Genomic DNA, 19,695 nt, shown 5'->3' on the forward strand with positions numbered 1-19,695 from the left:
CGCCTCTCTGCCCTGCGGGTCAGGCCCAGGGCGTGACGAGGTATTTCTCGCCCGTGCGCATGGCGCGGTAGTCCAGCACGGCGTCCTTGGTCAGCATTTCCTCCAACGTGACGCGAGATTTGTAGCTGCTGGCAAAGGTGCTGGTGAGGTTGTCACGTACGCGCTGGCGCATCCGGCCCATGGTCTCCTGCCCAATCGACTGCAAGAATGGGAACAGAAGCCAGCCAGATAAGGTCCAGCCGAACCCGTAGCTGGGTGTCAGGATGGTAGGGCTGGTGTCGAGCCGGCCGTAGATGAACATGCGTTTCGGCTGGTTCGATCCGTAGCGCGAATACTCGGCCATCTGCTCCCTTGCGACCCTCTCCATCGCCCGAAATGCGGTATCTACCAGCGTGCCGCCCCCCACGGGATCGAAGCCGTAGAAGGCGCCTGTCTCACGAATTGCGTCGGTCAGCTTGTCCATGAAATCGTCTTCGGAAGAGTTGACCACATGCTCGGAGCCAAGCCCCTTCAGCAGATCCACCTGATCGCTCTTTCGCACGATGTTCACCAGCCCGATGCCATCCTCTGCGCAGATGCGCGTCAGCATCTGGCCGAGGTTCGAGGCCCCGACAGTGTGCAGGATGGCGTTCTGTCCGTCGGCCCTGGCAGTCTCCACAAAGCCGAGGGCGGTCATCGGATTGACGAAGGCGCTGGCGCCTTCTTCGACGGAATGCTCGCCCAGCGGGAGGCACATGTCCGCGTCGGAGAGGCAATACTGGCTGTAGGCGTTGCCCGGGACGCAGGAGACGCGCTGCCCCACCAGCGCCTGCGCAGCATCACTGTCGCCAGCGGCGATGACCGTGCCTGCGCCTTCGTTACCAGCGGGCAATTTCAAACCGTGACGCGCCTTCGACGCGGCATTTGCCGCCTCGGGCATTCGGGCCACGAACTTGCCCGGCATATACTCCGCGTTCTCCATGTCGGCGCCGCCGACGAGAATGGCAAGGTCCGAGGGATTGATCGGCGCGGCTTCCATCCGCACCAGCACCTGGTTGTGGGTGGGGTCGGCAAATGAAACGTCTTCAAGCGCGACGGTCAGTGTGCCGTCGGCCTCGAGCGTGGTGAACAGCTGTTTTCCGGCGGTGGCCATGCAAGCGCCTCCTTCGCGTTTCATCGGGTGATGTGCATATAGCGCCAATTCCGACGCATCCAAAAAATCGGCATTCGAAACATGATAGGTAGTCGGCGCGACTGGAAAAGGCTTCGAGCGGGCTTGCGGCGGTGCAGCGTGCCGTACACATGGCGGGCAGGAGCGCGCGTTCCTCTCGGCCCTCAACGGACATTCGGTGTCCTGGTGGGCGCCGCGGCGCGGCTTCACCAAAGCGGCCATTCGGGCCCCGGCGCAGCATTTCCAACGATCCTACGTCGGCAGTGCGGACTGAAGCTGCCGTTCAGCAGTTATCCGATGCAGTTGCAACATAGCGATGGAGATGCTCGCAGGCGCAGCAGCCGAGGGGGCTGCGCCGCGGCGCGGATCGCCGAAGCCGTCATTCGGGGCCGTATCAGTTCTTGGGTTTTAGTACTCACAGAAGCTTGCGACGAGCGATTTCCTCGGCAAGTTCAATGGCTGCAGGGCCGCCACCCTCCAGGCCACGCTGAGTGCCGTCCAAGTCGGCAAGGTTTTCTTCCTCGTTCAGTTTCCAGGTGGCCTCCAGTCGCTCGACCGCGAATTCCAAACCGACGATCCCTCGCGAAAGGCTGGCGATGTAGCTCTCCGGCGCGTCCGAGACCTTCCAAGGAGTCTCCCTTCCGGCCTCATGAACGTTGGTCAACTCTTCGATCTGCTGTTTCAGCCATGAAGCGTCTTCAATGGCGGTCAGCCGTCCATGCGCATGGATCGAGACGTAGAGCCAGGTTGGCACAACCTTGCCGCTCTCCTGCTTACTCGGATACCACTGCGGCGACATGTAGGCATGCGGCCCCTGGAAAATGGCAAGGCTCTGCGTCGATGCACCGCCGCGCCAATGCGGATTGGCTCGCGCGACGTGTGCCGCCAAGATCATTCCTCGGCCATTGTCTTCGCGGATCAGGACAGGGACTTGGGTGGCATGGATGCCTTCGGGCGTGGGGGTCACCAAGGTCGCGACGCCAATGCGGCGCATCATGCCGATGAGGGTCTCATGGTCAGTCTCAGACGATTTTGCGGGACGATACATTGGATCAACTCATTTGGGCCGATTGGACCGCCGTGATCCGGTCGACGTGCGATGTTGCTATTTCCACCTCAGGGCAAAGATCGGTGATCACATCCGTCAGACGTGTGCCGGCCTCCTGAAGCCGGGGCGGTGCCATCGGCCCGAGTGCTTCAAGGACAAGCCATAGGGAGCGCGACTCCGCAGTGATCATTGTGCGCCGGCCTTGCCGCCAGTTCCAACGGCGACATGTGACCCCCTCATTGTCGCACCAGACGATTTCGCCAGCATCCGGGTGTTCAATGATCTTCTCCCCATTTTGGTTGGTGTCGAAAGGCTCCGTCCCACTCGCTACTACCAGGCGCGGGCTGCCGGAGTATCGATCCAGGTCTTCCCCGCCAACGGGGACTCCGTAGAGCACGCTGATGGCATTGTAAGCGTCAACCAGAGGAGAAATTCGCGGAAGCGCGCCGTCTTTCTGGCTGCGCTTGAGCAACGCAGCAGCCGAACAGGGCGTTCGGTTCGGCTTGGCTCCAAATCCGCGATAGGCTTCGCCCCACGCAGCGATATGAGCGTCACGCTCGGCATTTTCCTGCATGACCGAAGCTTCTGCCTCCTCCAAGAGATCGGAAAGAGCTGGGCTTGCAGCTGCCTGAACCTGCGCCTGGCGCACGGTAATGCTGAAGAGGTGAAAATCCGGATGCCGAGTCCAGATATCCGGGGCGATCAGCGGGACTATTTGCAAAGGGTATCTCGGAAGGTTTGAGTTGGGTGTATGCAGTGGTATCCACACCGCTCCGGTCAAAGGGTCGAACCTCCGTCCTGCGTGAATCGCTTTGGTTTCGATGTGCAAGAGGTGGCCCCAAGGCTTCGCTGAGCGATAGTAGTTGCCACCTCATCTTGGTCATTATATTGACTATAGGTATCGAGATGAGGGAAGTCAATATAATGACCGATGCGGCGATGTCCGAAAACATCGAACGGGAGCTGGGTGATACGCTTGCGAAGCGTGTTCGCGCGCTCCGAGGCGCGCGCCAGTTCACCCTTGATGCGCTGGCGCAGCGAGCAGGTCTTTCAAAGGGCACGGTTGTAGCTGTGGAGCAGGGCAAGGCCAATCCAAGCATCGGTGTGCTATGCCGTCTGGCAGCAGCCCTGTCTCTCTCCGTTACGGATCTTCTGGCTGATCCGGCTTCTGAGGTTTCGGAGGAACCGATCGAAAGGACAACGCCAGTGGTTCTCTGGTCTTCGGTCGCCGGGAGCGCAGCAAGGCTCGATGCCGCTATCACTGGTTCGACGATGTTCGAGCTCTGGTCGTGGACCCTCGTGCCCGGTGAGACCTACGAGGCAGACGCACACAGCCCTGGCACGCGTGAGCTTGTTTCAGTCAGTCGCGGACGCCTCGTGGTGACGGTCGGAAACCAATCGATCAGCCTGGATGCGGGCGGAGCCATCAGGCTTCTGACCGACAGCCCGCACAGCTACGCATGCGTCGGAGACGAGCCGGTAGAGTTTTCAATGGCGGTGCTCGAAAGGGAGTTGAACCGCTCCTGATGCAGGATGCTTGCGGAAGAATATGCGGTGCCGTCCTCGCCCGACGAGTTCCGTGCCACCAAGGGAACCTGTGATGGAAAACATCAACCACCTGCTCGTCGTCTATACCGCCTACGTCATCGCGGCCGGGAGCCCCGGGCCGAGCAACCTCCGGATCATGGGCGTTGCGATGAACCACGGTCGGAAAGCCGGGCTGGCACTGGCCGCGGGCGTCATCTCTGGATCGCTTATCTGGGGGATATCTGCTGCCACCGGTGTGTCCGGATTGCTCGCACGCTACGCCGACGCTCTAATCGTCCTCAAGATCTTCGGCGGCATATACCTGCTGTACCTCGCGGTACGGGCGGCCCGAAGCGCGATGACGCCCGATACCGCGACTTCATCCATGCCCGCGCGCACTGATACTGCTCCGTCCTCAGCGATACTCTACCGTCATGGGTTGATCATGCACTTGGCCAACCCGAAGGCGGTTCTGGCATGGATCGCCCTCGTCACCCTTGGCTTGGGTCCAGATGCATCCTGGCGTGACGTGAGCACCATTTTGGCCGGCTGCGCGATCCTGAGCGTAACGATTTTCGGTGGTTATGCGCTCGTGTTCTCGACGGCACCAATGGTCCGCGTCTACAGGCGCGCCCGGCGCGGAATCGAAGGCGTCCTTGCCGCCTTCTTTGGTTTCGCCGGCCTGCGCCTGCTCTTCTCACGCGTCTAAAGGAGGAACCCCTTGACCCTGTTCACTGGCCTATCGGCCTTTCCCCTTACCCCAATCGACGATTCAGGGAAGCTAAAGCCCGAGCTTTTGCAACGCTTCCTTGAGCGGATCGTGTCAGCTGGTGTGGATTCCATCGGGCTACTCGGTAGCACCGGCGGATACGCATACCTGACGGTGGAGGAGCGCGAGCGCACTCTCCGCGCCGCCGTGGAAAGCGTGGCGGGCCGGACGCCGCTCATCGTCGGTATCGGCGCCCTTACGACCGATGTCGCCGAGGAGCTCGCGCGGGATGCCCAGAAAGCCGGCGCGGACGGCCTACTTCTTGCGCCTATGTCCTACCAACCGCTGACCGAGGAAGAGGTCTTCCGACACTTCGAGTCCGTCGCTGCGGCGGGTGGGCTCCCCTTGTGCATCTACAACAACCCGGGCACCACGAAATTCACCTTCAGCTTGAACCTGATCGCGCGATTGGCGAAGCTTCCGAATGTGACCGCGGTGAAGATGCCACTGCCTGCGGATGGCGATTATGCGGGCGAGATGCAGCGCCTGCGGGCCATGACACCGGAGGGGTTTGTGATCGGATACAGTGGCGACTGGGGTGCGAAAGATTCTCTGCTTGCCGGGGGCACCTGCTGGTATAGCGTGATCGCCGGTCTTTTGCCTGAACCCGCACTCGCGCTCACCCGTGCGGTCCGGACGGGCAATGCGACCGAAGCCGAGCGCATCGACATGACCTTCGCTCCCCTTTGGGCGCTGTTCCGGGAGTTCGGGAGTTTCCGCGTGATGTTCGCAATCGCCGAGACCCTTGGATTTGCAACTTTCACACCCCCGCGCCCGATCCTGGCGCTTCAGCCAGCAGACCGCGAAAGGGTCGAGACGGCGCTGCGTCCGCTGATGCAATTCACAGGCTGAGTGTCACGTTACTCGGGCAGCTAAAGTTTTCCGGCAGGTCTTAACACGCCCATACCGGTTCGGCCGACAATCCGATCTTTCCTCCTCGGGCTTTCGCTGTATCAAGCACGAATGTCCGAGGTCTTAGCTGCGGCGCCGCGAAACCATCTGAGGCAGCGCAGCAGCCGTTCCGCTACGTGCGCGTGCAGCGAGAAATTGGCGCTTCCGCTAAGGGCTCGAGGCGGTCATGCGGCGCTGCGGCAGGCCGTACCCATGGCGGGCTGCAGCGCCCGTCGCTCTCGGCCCACAGGCGACATTCGCCAGGTGGTCATCGCTGCACCGCAGCTTTCCCGGACCAGCCTTTCGGCACATTGCGCGGCAAAATCGGATGCGCGAAGGTCAGCGGTGAGGGACCTCTCGATCGTTCGCTGCTCTGATGTTGGACTCCCACTGCTTGCTTTTGCGACGGGATAAACACGACGCCTTCACCTCGGCCTTGAGGATCGCGCGAGCTCCCGGGCGAGATCGACGAAGACCTTGAAAGCCGCCGGCGGATTGCGCCGGCTGGGATAGTATAGGCAAAGCGGCGCCAGCGGCGGCGTCCAGGCGTCGAGAACACGCACCAACCTCCCCGTCTCGATATCTTCTCGCACGTCCGACTCCATGAAGTACCCGATACCGAGACCATCAAGCACGGCAATGCGCGCGAGGCTGGCTTCGTCCAGCGTGATCGGGCCTTCGACATCGACATGGACCGGTTGGCCCTCGGCTTCGAAGTGCCATCGAAAGAGGGCGCCGTTCGGCAGGCGCGTCCGAATGCAGGCATGCGCCATCAGATCGGAAGGCACCTTGGGCGGTTCCCGGCTTTCGAAATAGGTGGGTGTCGCAACGACCGCGTAGCGCCGCGCAGGCCCGAGCGGGATGGCGATCATGTCGCTTGGCACAAGGGGTTGGCTGCGCACCCCAAAATCGAAACCGTCTGCCACGATGTCGACGAGGTTGCCTTCGGTCACCAGGTGATCTGGACCCCCGGAAAGCGCCGCAGGTATTCGAGGACGAGCGGCGCCAGGATCTCCCGACCCGCCGTAGCGAAGGAGTTGATGCGCAGAATGCCGGTGGGCGTCTCCTGCTGCGAGCGGACCGTGTCGATCGCGCCATGAATGTCCTTGAGCGCCGGGCTGACCTGCTCGACGAAGCGATGTCCGGCAGCGGTCAGCGACACGCTGCGCGTCGTGCGATTGAATAGCCGCACGCCAAGTTGCTCCTCAAGCTTCGAGACCGCGCTGCTGAGCGCGCTTGTAGACATCCCAACGTCCAGCGCAGCCGCCCGAAACGATCCCCTGCGGGCAATCGCCAGAACCGCGTCGAAATCAGCCAGCTTGTAGGTTGCCATTATCCCGAAAATTCAAATTCCACATCCGGATTAATCCCGCTTATCCGCAGAGTGTCAAAGCCCTAACTTCATGCTCAGGGCGCCGGTCCCGACCCGGACCGAGAGTTCGAGCGGCGAGATCGGCAGCGACCCTTGATCCCTATTCAGACAGGAGACTCGCCATGAGTATCGAACTGCCAGAGGCGATTGACGCCTATTTCTCAGCCGACAAGAAAGGCGACGCGCAGGCGATCGCCGAGGGCTTCACGCAGGACGCCACGGTCATCGACGAAGGCAATACCTACGAGGGGCGCGAAGCGATCCGGCAGTGGAGGGCCAATGCCTCCACGCAATACACCTACACCGCAGAGCCGTTCGACATCGCCGAAGACCGTCATCGCACGATCGTCACCAGCCACGTCGTCGGGACCTTCCCCGGAAGCCCGATCGACCTGCGCTACTTCTTCGTCCTTCGCGGGGGCAAGATCGCCGAACTGGAGATCGTGCCATGAGCCCCTTCCTGACCCTCGAGGGAAAGCGGGCCCTCGTCACCTCGGGCACGCGCGGCGCCGGAGGCGCGACCGTGGCCCTGTTCAAGGAGCTTGGCGCCGACGTCCTGGCGACCGCGCGGACAAGGCCACCAGAGATGCCGGAAAACCGTTTCGTGGCGGCGGACCTGACCCTGGCTGAGGGCTGCGCCGAGGTTGCTCAGGCCGTGCGCGAGAAGCTGGGTGGCGTCGATATTATCGTCCACATGCTCGGCGGCTCCTCGGCGCCCGCGGGCGGCTACAGGGCACTTGGCGACGACGAATGGCGGCGCGACCTTGACCTGAACCTGATGCCGGCGGTCCGCCTTGACCGCGCGCTGGTTCCCGAGATGGAGGCGCGGGGCAGCGGCGTCGTGATCCACGTCACATCTATCCAGCGCGAACTGCCGCTGCCAGAGGCGACAACCGCCTATGCCGCCGCAAAGGCGGCCCTGTCCACCTACAGCAAAAGCCTGTCGAAGCAGGTCTCGCCAAAGGGGGTGAGGGTTGTACGCGTCTCTCCGGGTTGGATCGAAACCGAGTCCTCGGTCGAGCTGGCCAAACGCCTTGCGGCGGAGCACGGGGTCGACGTGGACGCGGGCAAGCGCATGATCATGGCCTCGCTGGGCGGGGTGCCGATCGGGCGTCCGTCACAACCTGGCGAGATCGCGAACCTGATCGCCTTCCTCGCGTCGGACCGCGCCGGGACCATAACGGGCACCGAATATGTGATCGATGGCGGAACCGTACCGACGGCATGACCTCCCTTGACTCACCCCCGGCTCCTGCACCTTTTACAAGGCCCTTCTAGCAGACCAAGGATGCTGAGGTCAGCGGTGCTTGACCACACGACGATGGAGAGGATTGTGCGCCACCTCGGCGTCCGGCTCGGAGATGCGCTCGCCATCGCGGAAGCGCTGGAACGCTAATAGGCCGGGCCGGTCGTCAGCGGTCGGCCCTAACCCGACCTTGGGGCTGGACGACCTCGCTGCGGCGCAGCTTCACGGAAACAGTCATTCATGCGTCGCGCAGCATTTTTCTACGGCTACGTTACGCTTTGCGGGACTTTGCTGCCGCTCGCCGCACGCGCATCATGGTGCTTTTAACTGAGCAAGCTTGATCTCAATCAAAGCACCGGCTCAAGTACGGAGTTACGGCACCGTACGCGGGGCGTCGAGGCGCGCTGCGCTTTTCTCGTTTGCTGCTTAATTTCTCGCAGGGAGGAAACCCTTGCGAAGTACCTATAAGAGTGCATCCAGGAAATTAGTGGAGCTATTATCAATTTTATGCCGGCATTCGTTTCTATTTGGGGCAATCACTGTGCCGTCCACTTCCCACTATTGGAGATACCTGCAGCGCGGATAGGCGATATAAAACTTGATTTGGAACATGGAAAGGGAGGAAATAATGCTTTCGACGAAAGGGCCTCTGGCCATACTCGCATGCACGCTGAGCACATCCCCTGCGGTGGCGCAAGATGCGTTCCCGCAGCTGCTGTTTACCAACGTCAATGTCTTCGACGGGGTGAACGAGGCGCTGATCACCAACGCTAATGTCTTGGTCGAGGGAAACCTGATCAAGTTGGTCTCGGCAGAGCCGCTCGATGAGGAGGGTGTCACCGTTATTGACGGGGGCGGCCGGACGATGATCCCGGGGCTCATAGATGCCCACTGGCACGTCCTATTCAACTCCATTCCTCAGGCGGAACTGTTTCAGTCTGACTTCGCCCACATGGTCATCATGGGGACCAAGTCGGCTGAGGCCACGCTGCTGCGCGGCTTCACCACGGTGCGCGATGTCGGTGGCAACCCGTTCTCCATCAAGAAAGCGATCGATGCGGGGGTTTATCCCGGTCCGCGCATCTATCCTTCTGGCACGATGATCTCGCAGACCGGCGGACATGCCGATTTTAACCCCTACACATCAGTCCCGACAGATGATCCCGATGCGCTCAGCTACCTGGAGCGCAACGGCATCGCGATGAGGGCCGACGGTGTGGACCAGGTTACGCTGCGCGTTCGCGAAAACCTTCGAATGGGTGCAAGCCAAATAAAGATCGCGACCGGCGGCGGTGTTTCATCGCTTTATGACCCGCTGGACGTGAGCGAGTACACCCCGGAAGAGATCGCCGCCGCCGTGACGGTGGCCGAAAACTGGGGCACCTATGTCGCAACCCACACCTTTACCGACCGTGCGACGCAGATCGCCATCGAGGCCGGCATCAAGTCTGTGGAGCACGGCTTCCTGCTGAGCGAAGAGACCTTGCAGATGATGGCGGACAAGGGTGTCTGGCTGTCCATACAGCCGCTCCTGAACGACGAGGATGCCTTTACCTTTGCTGATCCGGTGAGTACCGAGAAATGGATCCGCGTCACCGACGGAACTGACACCGCCTATGAGACTGCCAATAGGCTCGATGTGAAAGTGGCCTTCGGTACCGACATTCTGTTCGATCCGGCCGTCGCGGCAAAGCAGGGCAAGTTCTTGAGCAAGCTCGGCCGCTGGTACACCCCTTTCGAGACGCTGAAGATCGCGACCTCGGAAAACGCGGAACTGCTGGCCTTGAGCGGGGCGCGAAATCCCTATCAAGAGGGGCCGCTCGGGGTGATCGCGGAGGGCGCCTACGCCGACCTGATCCTTGTCGATGGCAATCCCCTGGAAGACCTCGATCTCGTTGCCGACCCTGAAACAAATTTCGACCTGATCATGAAGGACGGAGTGGTCTTCAAGAACACCCTGTCAGAGTAACTGCGTATCAACAGTCAAGCGCGACATGAAATCTGATGCAGGATGTTCAAGTCCTGGTGGCTGGCCAGCCTCGCTTTGCCACCGCCATCGCGACTTCTGCGCCGGCGTGGAACTGTAATCCAGTCTTCAACAGAGAGCGGGCCTCAGCGGGGGCTCGCGCTCGAAGCTTGGTGCGGCGTCGCGAACCAAAGACCGCTCGTAGGCCGTACGCCCGAATGCACTCGCAGCAAAGACGTGACAGAGGGAAGGCGAGCATGGGCTCGGGGCGGGCTTACGGCAGTGCAGCGAGCCATACACATGTCGGGCAGCCGCGCCCGCCGCTCCCGGCCCAGAACGGACATTCGATGTTCTGATGGGCGCTGCGGAGCGACTTCACGGAAGCGGCCGTTCGTGCCTCGGCGCAGCATAGCCGATGATCAGCGTTCGGCATTGCGGACAAAGCTGCCGTAGAGCGCGGTAGTTCGACTTTGCCGGGAAGCATATTCGACCGACCGGAATTCGATATCGCTATTCACTCCGGACGAGTGAGTAAGGCCTGCGCAGCGCGTGTCTCTTCTCTACCCCGTCGAATGGCTCGAAAGAGCGTAGCCGATGGGGGAGCCGATCCGAGGGCTCCGACCGAATGTCATTGTCACCACGTCCGGTTTGCACCGAAGCCCCAAGGAGCCGAGAAATCGCTGGAACACCCCGTCGGTGTGGCGCGTATCAATCCGGACGAACTGGCCTTTGAGGTCGGCCAGCAGGGACGTCGCGAGCGCGACTGCGTCGCTTCCGAGCTCCGCCGTGATCGGCCCGATGACGTAGCCTCGTCCGAACCTTCGCCGCATTGCGAAGCCAACAACTTGCCCCGCACGCTCGATCACCCGAATATCCGATGTTGCCAGCAGCCCCGACAAAACCGCAGATCGGTCGGCGTCGTAGGACGTTTGATCGAGCTCCAGCACTTTGAGAAAATCTTCAGGGGCGAAATCCCGGATCGGGGAGAAGGCCACCAAGTTGACCTTCAGCACACCTTCGTACTTGAAGACCTGCTCTCCTCGTTTCGCGCCGAGCCCGCGATAGAACAGTACGTCGCCCTGGCAGGCATTGAGGAACGCCCTTGGGCTGCCACTTCGTTCTACGGCTTCCCGTGCCAACATGTCGGCTAGGCCCGAGGAGCGGAGCTTTGGATTTGCGATGACCATTCCGACCGCTGCGGCCCCATCGCCGTAGGGAAAGCACATTGCCGAGCCATGCACGCGCTGCATTTCGTCGACTGCAACGATCCCAACGCCTGTCTCGAGGTTCGTCGCCCAATCGGACCGACGGTGGGGCCAGCCCACACAAGCTGAAAGGCGATGCAAGGCATCAAGATGGCACGCTTGCATTGCAGTGAAACTGAGACTGTAGCTGTCAACCTGGCGCTGAGTGGAAATATAGGTCATTCTCTGGTTTCCCTGCGCGGTCGGGCGCGCTTGTGGCGCGATCATTCGGACCTTATGCACTCGCAGGCAAGGTTGCAGTATTGGGTGCCAAGAGCAAGGCCGGGGGAATGGTGAGCCTCACGGCCTTCGCATGACCAAGCGACGCGATGCAGCATCCAGACAGGCCGAGAAGGTCAGCTCGATGCGGGCTTGCGGCAGAGCAGCGATGCGTACACCTGGCGGACCGCAGCACCCGTCGCTCTCGGGCCCCAAGCCGACCTTCGGCACCGGTTCCGCATGCCGCAGCGCGGCCAGTCTAAGCCGCCGTTCGCTCAGCCTGATCGATTCCGCTGATGAAACCGCACCGTTTTGTCTCTTCGAACACGGTGGGTCGCGAGTTCAGCCCTGGAAGATGATCGTCGCTCGGCCGGCGATCATGCGGTTGATGACCGACGCGACTTCGCGGTGCATTTCGATGACGGCTGGCTGCTGGGACGCTTTTGCCGCGTTTTCATGTGTCGCGGCGGCATCCTTCAAAACTCCCATTATCTCGCCGTCGGGGAGGATGTCGCTCTCTTTCAGGGCCAACAGGAGTGCTTCGCAAATGGAGACCGCGGCAACGCCGAGATATTCGACATGGTCAGACATCTTGATCTTACCTCCTTCATGAACCGGGAAAAAGCGGCTGTCCGATTGTAGGTCTGCACTTTGACCGATAGGCTGCTATGGTGAACTAACCTGAAGCAGTCAGTTCGATTTTTTGGGGTCACGAAATTCTGAACCCAGTGAGGCGCCAATGACTGCCGGAACAGACAGCCCTCTCACCCGCAAGCTGTCGGCGTTCGCGCTATTGAATGAAAGCGAGACTGCGATGCTTGAGCGCCTCCATGAGCGTCGCAGGTCCTTTTCGGTCGGGAGAGACCTCGTCTATCAGGGGCAATCGCGGCAAGCGGCCTACGTGCTCGCCGCCGGATGGGCCTGTTCCTACAAGGTTCAGGCAGACGGTACCCGGCAGATCGTCGATGTCCAGATCCCGGGAGATTTCCTCGGCCTGCGAAGCGTCCTTCTTCGCACGTCAGACCATAGTTTCGAACCAATCACCGACATCGAGGCGATCGAGGTGTTGTCGGACGATCTTCTGAAACTCCTCACGCAGATGCCGCGCTTGGCGACCGCGATATTCTGGGCTGCCTCGCGGGACGAGGCCATGGTGGTCGAGCACCTTGTCGGGATCGGTCGGCGTGATGCCGCGGCGCGCATGGCGCATTTCCTTCTGGAACTCGCGGCCCGTCTGTCGCTGGTCGGGCTGGGAGGGCGAGATGGATATGACTGCCCATTGACGCAGTACCACCTGGCGGATGCCCTGGGTCTGAGTGCCATCCATGTGAATCGCGTTCTACGGCAATTGCGGGAAAAAGGGCTGGTCACCTTTCGAGACGGCCACGTGTCGTTCGAGGATTACGACGGGCTGGTGACGCTCGCGGATTTTGATCCGACCTACTTGGACCAAGAAGGGCCGTTGCTCTCCGGAGCATGATCCGGTGTGGCCGCGCATTGGACAGTGGCCTTAAATTGACGGAACCAAGACCCGAGAGTTGCCCGATTTCTTTTGGCGCGTTCGGCCCTAAAGCACCAAAAAGCATCCCTGGATCGGGCGCTTCGCCAACCATTAATCTTTTGTTTCCATGGCGCACATGTCGCGGGTTTTCGGATTTTCGCGGCGACGCAAGGTTTGCAAACTGCCGATCCTTTATGCGGGCCCGCGCGCCAACAGCTATTCGGCCCCGCGGACCTGCCCCGCGAGAAGCCGCTAACATGTGTAAGCGCGCGACCCTCATCGATGCCCTAACACCAGTGAGGCATTCTCACCAAGAGCGGTGGGGCATGCGCTCACTTCCATGGGGGACCGAACTATGAAGACTGCCTCCTGGATCAAGCGAGGCGTTTGGAGTGCCGGGGCCTGTTGCTCTTGCGATGCTCGGGTTCACCTGGGAGGGTCCGATGATGGTGCAAGGTACGATGCGAAGGTGCGAACAATCCGCGCCCTCGCTCCCAATGCAGAGAAGGTGCATGTATTTCAGCAGTCTGGAAGACGATCCCCGGCGCTGAGAAATCGGACCCGGACGCAGCCAAGGCCTGCCTGACCGCGCTCGCACCCTGATACACATTCGGCCCTCGCATCACCCGGAAAACCGCCGCGATGGCTCGGTTCCGGCGCAAGTTCCCGCAACACCATCCGCGCACATGCGGCGCCAAGGAGATCCAAATGCGAGTTAGAATAGGGTGCCGCCTGCAGTATGATTTCGTGCAGCCGACACCGTTGATCGCGATGCTGAACGTCCACTACTCGCGCTTCGGCGATCTCGAGCAGGCGGACTATCTTGTCACGTCCCCCAGCGTCTCGCTTGAAAGCTATCGCGACGGCTTCGGCAACTGGTGTACGCGGATGCTGGCACCGGCTGGAGAGTTCACCCTGTCCAGCAGCGGCATCTTCCGCGATACCGGGCAGCCCGACCCGACGTCCCCGGCGGCGCAGCAACACAACGTCGAAGACCTGCCATTCGAGACGCTCGTGTTCCTGCTGGGTAGCCGCTACTGCGACACCGACATCCTATCCGAGGAGGCATGGCAGCTCTTCGAAGGCACCATCCCGGGCTGGGCACGTGTCCAAGCCATCTGTGACCACGTCCACCAGACGATCAGGTTCGATTACATGAAGGCCGATGCGACGCGCACGGCATCACAGGCACTGTCCACCCGGCATGGCGTCTGTCGCGACTTTGCCCATCTTGCGATAACATTCTGCCGGTGCATGAACATTCCTGCACGATACTGCACGGGCTACCTGAGCGATATCGGTGAGCCGGAGCCACACCCCGCGGGCGATTTTGCGGCCTGGATGGAAGTGTTCCTCGACGGGCGATGGTGGGTCTTCGATCCGCGAAACAACACGCGCCGGACCGCGCGGATCCTCATAGCCCGAGGTCGAGACGCGGCGGACGTTCCGCTGACGCAGACTTTCGGGCCGAACACGCTGACCGGATTTCAGGTCTGGACAGAGGAAGCGGAGCCGACCGGGAGTCTTGAGGAGGCGGAGGCCTTCAACTGAGGGCTTTTGGCGTTTCATCAAGGCGTCTGATGCTTGATCCCCATGCACCCGCTGATCACAGAGCCAGATCAGCAATGGCGCTTTTCGGTTCCATCCACGGCTACATACCAACGACACTTTTTGGGAGACCAGACATGAGCACTCCGATCCCCACCATCGTTGTATTTCTGAATTCCTTTGAACTTGAGAGTTTTGATGAAACCCTGCCAGCGGGCGAGTACCTCATCGAGACCGAATTACCGCCATTGGGTGCCGGAGGAGCGGACGAAACCCTTGCCTCGTCGGTTCTCGTCCATCTGCATCCACAGATCGCTCACCCGGGCCTCGCACGCACCCTGACCATCCCGCTTGGCGATCTGGAACTGGCCATGGCGAAAGACAGGATGGGGGAGACGGAGCTGAGGGACACATTCCTTGAGAAGATGCTGGCCGATCCACTCATTCGCATGGTGATGCTGGCGGATGGCGTCAGCGAGCGAGACTTGCGGCACTACTATTCCACAAGATCACCCGGGAGCGGCATTCATCGGCATCGTGCTCGCGGGGATCACCCTGCCGCAGCAGGCGTGGAGAGCAAGCCCGAAAAGTTCCCGCGTTCCGGGTCTTCTCGGCCGGGCATTGGCGAATGAGGCGTCTTGACACGCGCCGGTTTTGGGGACTTGCGGTGACGCCGGCACGTCGGGCTCCCGGGCCATGACAAATCTTCCCATCGATCTCGACCGTCACAGGACGCCCAATGGACGGCTCGAAAGCCGCATTCGCCGTATGGCGGCGAATTCCGGACTTCTGGCCCATCTCGATCACAACGGCGTCGAAATCGACGTGATGTTGCTGGCAGATTCATTGCGCCGGTGGATTGAGGCGATGGAGCAGGTGCGTGTCTTGCTGCGGCAACACCAGAATGCGCCTGAAGTCAGAGAGGCCATGATCAAGACGATCATCGAAGAGGCGCTCAAGGACCTCGACCTGCTCAAGGAACGCGAAGGGACGACACTATGACCGAAGATGAAAAAGCGCCGTTGGCTTTGACCAAGGCCCGCGGTGACGTGGAAGCAGAGCGTAAATGTCTGCGTTGCGGCGCGCGTTTCTTGAGCACGGGTTTCGGCGAGAGAATTTGTGGTCACTGCAAACGTTCCGCCACCTGGCGATCGTCTCTGCCGGCCGGCTCGGGCCCTGTCCGGCGTCGGTTTTCCGGCGTCGGCCCGTAGGGCCTCTGATGACGACGCTGAACATCTCGCACATCACAACGTATCGTTACGGAACGGCCGTGGCCATCGGCCCCCATCGACTAATGCTGCGCCCCCGAGAGACGAGAGACCTGCGCCTGATCGCATTCGATCTGCAGATCTCACCCTCCGCACGGATCGACTGGGCTCAGGACGTCGCTGGCAACGCGGTCGCATCGGCCACCTTCGACACCTCCTCCGAGCTTTTGTGCATCCAATCGCGGATGACGGTGGAGTTGAGTGCTCCGACTTGGCCGATCTTTGCGATTGCCGCCTCAGCGGCGTCCTACCCCTTTCGTTACGAGGGCGATCATTGGACCGATCTTGGGCCGCTCGCCCAGCCCCAGTATGCTGACCACGCCGGCAGGCTGGCGCGCTGGGTAGATTGCTTTGTCATGGAATGGCCGACCGACACCCTGTCGCTGCTCAAGGACGTGGCGAACGGGGTGAACGCGTGGATTAACTATCAAAGCCGCTCGTCGGAAGGGACTCAGGGGCCGCTCGAAACCCTGGACAGAGGCTGGGGCTCGTGTCGGGATATCGCGGTCCTCTTTGCCGAGGCTGTGCGCACGCTTGGCTTTGGCGCGCGGCTGGTCTCCGGCTATCTTCACGACCCCGCAGAGGAAAACCTTGGCTCCTCCGGCGCGGGCTCGACCCACGCCTGGGTTGAGGTCTTCGTTCCCGGGGCGGGTTGGATCGCCTTCGACCCGACCAATCGCTCCGTCGGTGCGGCGAACCTCATCCCGGTGGCGGTCGCGCGCAACATTGTCCAGGTGACGCCGGTGAGTGGCGGGTACTACGGGAGGGGTTGCGATCTTCTCTCTCTGGAGGTCGGAGTGAGCGTGAGCGTGGATGGTCCTTGAACGTTCAGGCCCCTAAGATCGGTGCGCCGATATTGGCATCTTCACGGTAAATCAATAAGCCGCCCAAGAGTGGGACCGTGTGCCGGGCGCATCGGCTTCGCTCGGACAGAACTTAATTTTCACCAACTTCCGATTGTCCTTGTAAACCTGCCCGGCAGTCTCCACATGTAATGAGCTTACGCTTTTCTCTTCGAAATGCTGCTTCCGCTGACCCGGTTTCGGTTGATCGTCTTGGATCGACATTTGCCGGGCTGCCGCATGTCGCGGGCAGCATATTCAGGAGACTACGGACATGGCCAATGGCACCGTAAAATGGTTCAACAGCACCAAGGGCTTCGGCTTCATCGCGCCGGAAAGCGGCGACAAGGATATCTTTCTGCACGTCACGGCGCTTGAACGCGCTGGCATTACGCGCATCGACGACGGTCAGAACGTGACCTTCGATGTCGAGACCGGCCGCGATGGTCGCGAGTCCGCCAGCAATCTGGCCTTGGCTTGAAGCGCTCGCTGGACGATCTGCTGAAGGGCATTCCGGCGCAATCCGGGAACGGCGGGCAACCGCCGCAGCCCAAGGGGACGTCCGGTGAGAAGCGGACCGGGCCGGAAACCCAGCTCGACAAGATCACGGCGGGCGCCAAGCGCGTGCTTAAAGAAGAAGCCGACGAGCGCACCGAAAAGCTGGCGCGCCTCAAAGCTGCTCGCGAAGCGCGCGACAAGACGTAACCGCCAAGACGCGGCCGGCGCTGAACGGTTGGATTGCCCGTGCGGCGCCGTCTCGCGATTGCCGACGACGATCTGATCGGCCCGCACACTTCGGGCCAAGTAGATCCGAATTCCGGGTGAGCGCGTCGAGTGGATTGGCCCCTCCTGTGGGTCTCGACCATTCCGTATCAGTCTCACCTGGAGGAGCTGCTGCAGGGCTTGCCCTGCGGCAGCTTCCATTCACTTTGACCATTTAGAGGAAAGAGACATGGGCTATTCGCCTTCGAAAAAACAGCTGGACCTCAAGGACTTCCTGAGCCAGCCGGCAAAGAAACGCCCTGGAGCGAAAACTTTCGGCTTCCAGAAATTCAGGACACCGCCCACGCCGGTTGCCAAGCCCGCAGCACAGCCCGCCGAGGAAAAGTCGGAATAAACTCCGGCGCGACGGCTCACCCTCTCGAGCGCCGCAAGCTGGGCTAATCCCAATGAAAACGGCCCTTTCGATATATCTGCCGCCCGAGCAGAATCGCAAGGAACAACCTTGAGCGATTTCGGAGCGGCAATTTTCTGCAGCCCATTGGTTGGGCTGCCAGCGCAGAAACATCTGCGCCTCGAATTTTGGCCGGGCGACATTCATCTATCTTGACGATGTCCCGGCCCCCCCCAATCCGGCGACCTTGAGCGCATGAGCGTTCCTGCGTCCGGACATCTTCCCACGCCGCAGGCGCCGCCGATGGAGCAACTTGCGAGAGTGGTCGCCAGCGTCGGCACCTTGGCATCACGAATACGAAAGACAACAAATATGATGGAAATTTTCTGGGGCGACCCTCTTATCCTGATTGACCCGAAAGACGGGGACGTTACGCGATTCTGCACGATCGAAAAGGTACATTACTGGCTGCGCCGGAAATGGCCGGTGGCCGATGCGGCGCAACAGACCGCCTTGGCGAAGGTCGAGGCGGCCATGGAATGCATGAACTCCGTCGACGATGCCCGCAATGCTTTCCTGAAGGCCGCCCGAATGGCAGGCTTCAAGCAAGCGGCCATGGCTTGATGGGTCGCGCGCCAAGCGCCGGGCGCTGAAAGAGGCGTATCTCCTCTTTGCAAATCCTTCCGTAGTCGGTGCTGCCGACTTTCAAAAAGACGGCCAGATGTCCAAGCTTTGGAGCTAATGTTGTAATGTGGCACTTGGGCTTGAACCGAAAGTCGATTGATCATCTCCCTATTCGCAGATTCAGGCGTGTAAACGGCCGGTGGTCTCACCGCACGGTCTGGAGCCTTTCGCGGCAGTGTTCCATATGCGAAGAAGCCACTCTACCCGTCGTGGCGAGCATCATGGAACAGCTCCGCGCGGACTATCTCTGCTCCCGCGTTTCTTCATGGTATCCTGCTATGCCAACGTCGAGTTGGCGACGGGGTTTGGGGGAGGCGGATCGGAGGACCGTCATGTCTATCGCTAACCTGCCCGCCATCCGCGCCTGCCGTCCCGCATGGAACAAAGGACGTATCGTTGGCCAGAAGCGCCCGCTTCTGCCGAAGCATGTCTGGGCGATCCGCGTTCGGCTTGAAATCTCAGGCAACGCTCGCGACCTCGCGCTTTTCAATCTCGCCATCGATAGCAAGCTGCGTGGCTGCGACCTGGTCAGGCTGAAGGTGGCAGATGTCTACGCCGCCGGCCAGGTCAAGCAGCGCGCCTCGATCATCCAAAGCAAGACGCGAAAACCGGTCCGTTTCGAGATCGCCGAAGGCACCCGGAACTCTCTCGGCTCTTGGCTGGACGATCCCATGATGATCGGCTCGCAACACCTGTGGCCGGGCCGCTTTCACGACCGCCCCCACATTTCAACGCGGCAGTACTCGCGTCTCGTCCGAGATTGGGTGACTTCGATCGGGCTCGAAGCAAGTGCTTATGGTACGCACTCGATGCGCCGGACGAAGGTCGCACAAATCTACCGTAAGACCGGAAACCTGCGCGCGGTTCAGCTTCTGCTTGGACACACCAAAATGGACAGCACGGTGCGCTATCTGGGCGTGGAACTTGAGGACGCCCTCGCCATCGCTGAAGCCGTAGAGCTTTGAACGAACAGGGCCGTCTTAACGCGGGCGGCCCTGGGTTTGAACCGCCCCGGGTTTGCCGGAGGCTCCCACTCTTGAGTAGGATGGAGCATCATGAGCAAGACCACGAACAAGTTTTCCGCCGAAGTGCGTGAGCGCGCCGTGCGGATGGTTCTCGACAACGAGGGGCAGCACGGATCTCGCTGGCAGGCGATCACGTCGATCGCAGCGAAGATCGGCTGCTCGGCGAACACGCTGAACGACTGGGTCAAGAAGGCTGAGGTCGACAGCGGCAAGCGTTCAGGCGTTCGCAGCGAGATGGCCGAGAGAATGAAGGCGCTGGAGCGGGAGAACCGCGAACTGCG

General features: G+C 61.1%; 24 protein-coding genes. 17 read left to right on the forward strand and 7 right to left on the reverse strand.

Annotation, left to right across the window (positions count from 1 at the left end):
* Positions 1-19: 19 nt before the first annotated feature.
* The 3 genes from BM397_RS19185 to BM397_RS19195 form a co-directional block, all read right to left on the reverse strand.
* On the reverse strand, positions 20-1,132 hold the full coding sequence (locus BM397_RS19185) for a zinc-binding dehydrogenase (RefSeq protein ID WP_092431283.1): 1,113 nt from the start codon (positions 1,130-1,132) through the stop codon (positions 20-22).
* Positions 1,133-1,565: 433 nt separating this feature from the next.
* On the reverse strand, positions 1,566-2,198 hold the full coding sequence (locus tag BM397_RS19190; protein ID WP_092431284.1) for an FMN-binding negative transcriptional regulator: 633 nt from the start codon (positions 2,196-2,198) through the stop codon (positions 1,566-1,568).
* 4 nt (positions 2,199-2,202) lie between these two features.
* Positions 2,203-3,027, reverse strand: a complete 825-nt coding sequence (locus tag BM397_RS19195; RefSeq protein WP_143187070.1) for a B3/B4 domain-containing protein — start codon at positions 3,025-3,027, stop codon at positions 2,203-2,205.
* 95 nt (positions 3,028-3,122) lie between these two features.
* Between BM397_RS19195 and BM397_RS19200 the strand changes: the two genes are divergently transcribed.
* The 3 genes from BM397_RS19200 to BM397_RS19210 all read left to right on the forward strand — a co-directional run bounded on the left by BM397_RS19200 (position 3,123) and on the right by BM397_RS19210 (position 5,346).
* Entirely contained in the window at positions 3,123-3,725 is a 603-nt protein-coding gene (locus BM397_RS19200; protein ID WP_092431288.1) for a helix-turn-helix domain-containing protein, read from the forward strand.
* A gap of 73 nt (positions 3,726-3,798) precedes the next feature.
* Positions 3,799-4,434 carry a LysE family translocator gene (locus BM397_RS19205; RefSeq protein WP_092431289.1) on the forward strand — a complete coding sequence of 212 codons (636 nt, stop codon included), beginning with the start codon at positions 3,799-3,801 and terminating at the stop codon, positions 4,432-4,434.
* A 12-nt stretch (positions 4,435-4,446) separates the two neighbouring features.
* Positions 4,447-5,346 (forward strand): dihydrodipicolinate synthase family protein, encoded by a 900-nt coding sequence (locus BM397_RS19210; RefSeq protein ID WP_092431290.1) that lies wholly within the window; start codon positions 4,447-4,449, stop codon positions 5,344-5,346.
* Positions 5,347-5,810: 464 nt separating this feature from the next.
* On the opposite strand, the gene BM397_RS29980 is transcribed toward BM397_RS19210, so the two are convergent.
* Positions 5,811-6,338, reverse strand: a complete 528-nt coding sequence (locus BM397_RS29980) for a LysR substrate-binding domain-containing protein (protein WP_342707656.1) — start codon at positions 6,336-6,338, stop codon at positions 5,811-5,813.
* Positions 6,335-6,718: a LysR family transcriptional regulator gene (locus BM397_RS29985; RefSeq protein ID WP_342707657.1), complete on the reverse strand. Its 384-nt coding sequence runs from the start codon at positions 6,716-6,718 to the stop codon at positions 6,335-6,337. The genes BM397_RS29980 and BM397_RS29985 overlap by 4 nt, the downstream gene beginning before the upstream one ends.
* Positions 6,719-6,879: 161 nt before the next feature.
* On the opposite strand from BM397_RS29985, the gene BM397_RS19220 reads away from it, so the two are divergent.
* From BM397_RS19220 to BM397_RS19235, 3 genes are all read left to right on the forward strand, one after another.
* On the forward strand, positions 6,880-7,209 hold the full coding sequence (locus BM397_RS19220) for a nuclear transport factor 2 family protein (RefSeq protein ID WP_092431292.1): 330 nt from the start codon (positions 6,880-6,882) through the stop codon (positions 7,207-7,209).
* Positions 7,206-7,985 carry an SDR family oxidoreductase gene (locus BM397_RS19225; RefSeq protein WP_092431293.1) on the forward strand — a complete coding sequence of 260 codons (780 nt, stop codon included), beginning with the start codon at positions 7,206-7,208 and terminating at the stop codon, positions 7,983-7,985. Before BM397_RS19220 ends, BM397_RS19225 begins: the two co-directional genes overlap by 4 nt.
* 646 nt (positions 7,986-8,631) lie before the next feature.
* Positions 8,632-9,972 carry a metal-dependent hydrolase family protein gene (locus BM397_RS19235; protein ID WP_245696274.1) on the forward strand — a complete coding sequence of 447 codons (1,341 nt, stop codon included), beginning with the start codon at positions 8,632-8,634 and terminating at the stop codon, positions 9,970-9,972.
* 557 nt (positions 9,973-10,529) lie between these two features.
* On the opposite strand, the gene BM397_RS19240 is transcribed toward BM397_RS19235, so the two are convergent.
* Both BM397_RS19240 and BM397_RS19245 read right to left on the reverse strand, forming a co-directional pair.
* The gene (locus BM397_RS19240; protein ID WP_092431297.1) at positions 10,530-11,396 is read right to left on the reverse strand and encodes a GNAT family N-acetyltransferase; all 867 of its coding nucleotides are present in this window, start codon (positions 11,394-11,396) and stop codon (positions 10,530-10,532) included.
* A gap of 378 nt (positions 11,397-11,774) precedes the next feature.
* On the reverse strand, positions 11,775-12,023 hold the full coding sequence (locus tag BM397_RS19245) for a hypothetical protein (protein WP_092431298.1): 249 nt from the start codon (positions 12,021-12,023) through the stop codon (positions 11,775-11,777).
* Between the two features lie 148 nt (positions 12,024-12,171).
* On the opposite strand from BM397_RS19245, the gene BM397_RS19250 reads away from it, so the two are divergent.
* The 11 genes from BM397_RS19250 to BM397_RS19295 all read left to right on the forward strand — a co-directional run.
* Complete coding sequence (locus BM397_RS19250; protein ID WP_092431299.1) at positions 12,172-12,912, forward strand: Crp/Fnr family transcriptional regulator; 741 nt, start codon at positions 12,172-12,174, stop codon at positions 12,910-12,912.
* Between the two features lie 729 nt (positions 12,913-13,641).
* A complete protein-coding gene (locus tag BM397_RS19255) occupies positions 13,642-14,484 on the forward strand; it encodes a transglutaminase-like domain-containing protein (protein ID WP_092431300.1) in 843 nt (280 codons plus the stop codon).
* 134 nt (positions 14,485-14,618) lie between these two features.
* On the forward strand, positions 14,619-15,113 hold the full coding sequence (locus BM397_RS19260) for a hypothetical protein (RefSeq protein ID WP_176806987.1): 495 nt from the start codon (positions 14,619-14,621) through the stop codon (positions 15,111-15,113).
* Between the two features lie 64 nt (positions 15,114-15,177).
* The gene (locus BM397_RS19265; protein ID WP_143015465.1) at positions 15,178-15,483 is read left to right on the forward strand and encodes a hypothetical protein; all 306 of its coding nucleotides are present in this window, start codon (positions 15,178-15,180) and stop codon (positions 15,481-15,483) included.
* Positions 15,484-15,700: 217 nt separating this feature from the next.
* Positions 15,701-16,573 carry a transglutaminase family protein gene (locus BM397_RS19270; protein ID WP_092431308.1) on the forward strand — a complete coding sequence of 291 codons (873 nt, stop codon included), beginning with the start codon at positions 15,701-15,703 and terminating at the stop codon, positions 16,571-16,573.
* Positions 16,574-16,865: 292 nt separating this feature from the next.
* On the forward strand, positions 16,866-17,072 hold the full coding sequence (locus tag BM397_RS19275) for a cold-shock protein (RefSeq protein WP_092431303.1): 207 nt from the start codon (positions 16,866-16,868) through the stop codon (positions 17,070-17,072).
* Complete coding sequence (locus BM397_RS19280) at positions 17,069-17,296, forward strand: hypothetical protein (protein ID WP_092431304.1); 228 nt, start codon at positions 17,069-17,071, stop codon at positions 17,294-17,296. Before BM397_RS19275 ends, BM397_RS19280 begins: the two co-directional genes overlap by 4 nt.
* A gap of 247 nt (positions 17,297-17,543) precedes the next feature.
* Positions 17,544-17,708, forward strand: a complete 165-nt coding sequence (locus tag BM397_RS29375) for a hypothetical protein (RefSeq protein WP_176806989.1) — start codon at positions 17,544-17,546, stop codon at positions 17,706-17,708.
* A gap of 300 nt (positions 17,709-18,008) precedes the next feature.
* On the forward strand, positions 18,009-18,329 hold the full coding sequence (locus tag BM397_RS19285; protein WP_245696275.1) for a DUF982 domain-containing protein: 321 nt from the start codon (positions 18,009-18,011) through the stop codon (positions 18,327-18,329).
* A 392-nt stretch (positions 18,330-18,721) separates the two neighbouring features.
* Positions 18,722-19,354: a tyrosine-type recombinase/integrase gene (locus tag BM397_RS19290; RefSeq protein ID WP_092431307.1), complete on the forward strand. Its 633-nt coding sequence runs from the start codon at positions 18,722-18,724 to the stop codon at positions 19,352-19,354.
* Positions 19,355-19,444: 90 nt separating this feature from the next.
* Positions 19,445-19,695 (forward strand): transposase (locus BM397_RS19295; RefSeq protein ID WP_143187071.1); only part of this gene is annotated, 251 nt, incomplete at its 3' end.

The sequence above is a fragment of the Alloyangia pacifica genome (assembly GCF_900116195.1).
Classification (GTDB): domain Bacteria; phylum Pseudomonadota; class Alphaproteobacteria; order Rhodobacterales; family Rhodobacteraceae; genus Salipiger; species Salipiger pacificus.

Bases quoted from the DNA above. Each gene is read 5' to 3' on its own strand.
- BM397_RS19185 (WP_092431283.1), bottom strand. From the start codon at position 1,132: ATGGCCACCGCCGGAAAACAGCTGTTCACCACGCTCGAGGCCGACGGC.
- BM397_RS19190 (WP_092431284.1), bottom strand. From the start codon at position 2,198: ATGTATCGTCCCGCAAAATCGTCTGAGACTGACCATGAGACCCTCATC.
- BM397_RS19200 (WP_092431288.1), top strand. From the start codon at position 3,123: ATGACCGATGCGGCGATGTCCGAAAACATCGAACGGGAGCTGGGTGAT.
- BM397_RS19205 (WP_092431289.1), top strand. From the start codon at position 3,799: ATGGAAAACATCAACCACCTGCTCGTCGTCTATACCGCCTACGTCATC.
- BM397_RS29985 (WP_342707657.1), bottom strand. From the start codon at position 6,718: ATGGCAACCTACAAGCTGGCTGATTTCGACGCGGTTCTGGCGATTGCC.
- BM397_RS19220 (WP_092431292.1), top strand. From the start codon at position 6,880: ATGAGTATCGAACTGCCAGAGGCGATTGACGCCTATTTCTCAGCCGAC.
- BM397_RS19225 (WP_092431293.1), top strand. From the start codon at position 7,206: ATGAGCCCCTTCCTGACCCTCGAGGGAAAGCGGGCCCTCGTCACCTCG.
- BM397_RS19235 (WP_245696274.1), top strand. From the start codon at position 8,632: ATGCTTTCGACGAAAGGGCCTCTGGCCATACTCGCATGCACGCTGAGC.
- BM397_RS19240 (WP_092431297.1), bottom strand. From the start codon at position 11,396: ATGACCTATATTTCCACTCAGCGCCAGGTTGACAGCTACAGTCTCAGT.
- BM397_RS19245 (WP_092431298.1), bottom strand. From the start codon at position 12,023: ATGTCTGACCATGTCGAATATCTCGGCGTTGCCGCGGTCTCCATTTGC.
- BM397_RS19250 (WP_092431299.1), top strand. From the start codon at position 12,172: ATGACTGCCGGAACAGACAGCCCTCTCACCCGCAAGCTGTCGGCGTTC.
- BM397_RS19255 (WP_092431300.1), top strand. From the start codon at position 13,642: ATGCGAGTTAGAATAGGGTGCCGCCTGCAGTATGATTTCGTGCAGCCG.
- BM397_RS19260 (WP_176806987.1), top strand. From the start codon at position 14,619: ATGAGCACTCCGATCCCCACCATCGTTGTATTTCTGAATTCCTTTGAA.
- BM397_RS19265 (WP_143015465.1), top strand. From the start codon at position 15,178: ATGACAAATCTTCCCATCGATCTCGACCGTCACAGGACGCCCAATGGA.
- BM397_RS19270 (WP_092431308.1), top strand. From the start codon at position 15,701: ATGACGACGCTGAACATCTCGCACATCACAACGTATCGTTACGGAACG.
- BM397_RS19275 (WP_092431303.1), top strand. From the start codon at position 16,866: ATGGCCAATGGCACCGTAAAATGGTTCAACAGCACCAAGGGCTTCGGC.
- BM397_RS29375 (WP_176806989.1), top strand. From the start codon at position 17,544: ATGGGCTATTCGCCTTCGAAAAAACAGCTGGACCTCAAGGACTTCCTG.
- BM397_RS19285 (WP_245696275.1), top strand. From the start codon at position 18,009: ATGGAGCAACTTGCGAGAGTGGTCGCCAGCGTCGGCACCTTGGCATCA.
- BM397_RS19290 (WP_092431307.1), top strand. From the start codon at position 18,722: ATGTCTATCGCTAACCTGCCCGCCATCCGCGCCTGCCGTCCCGCATGG.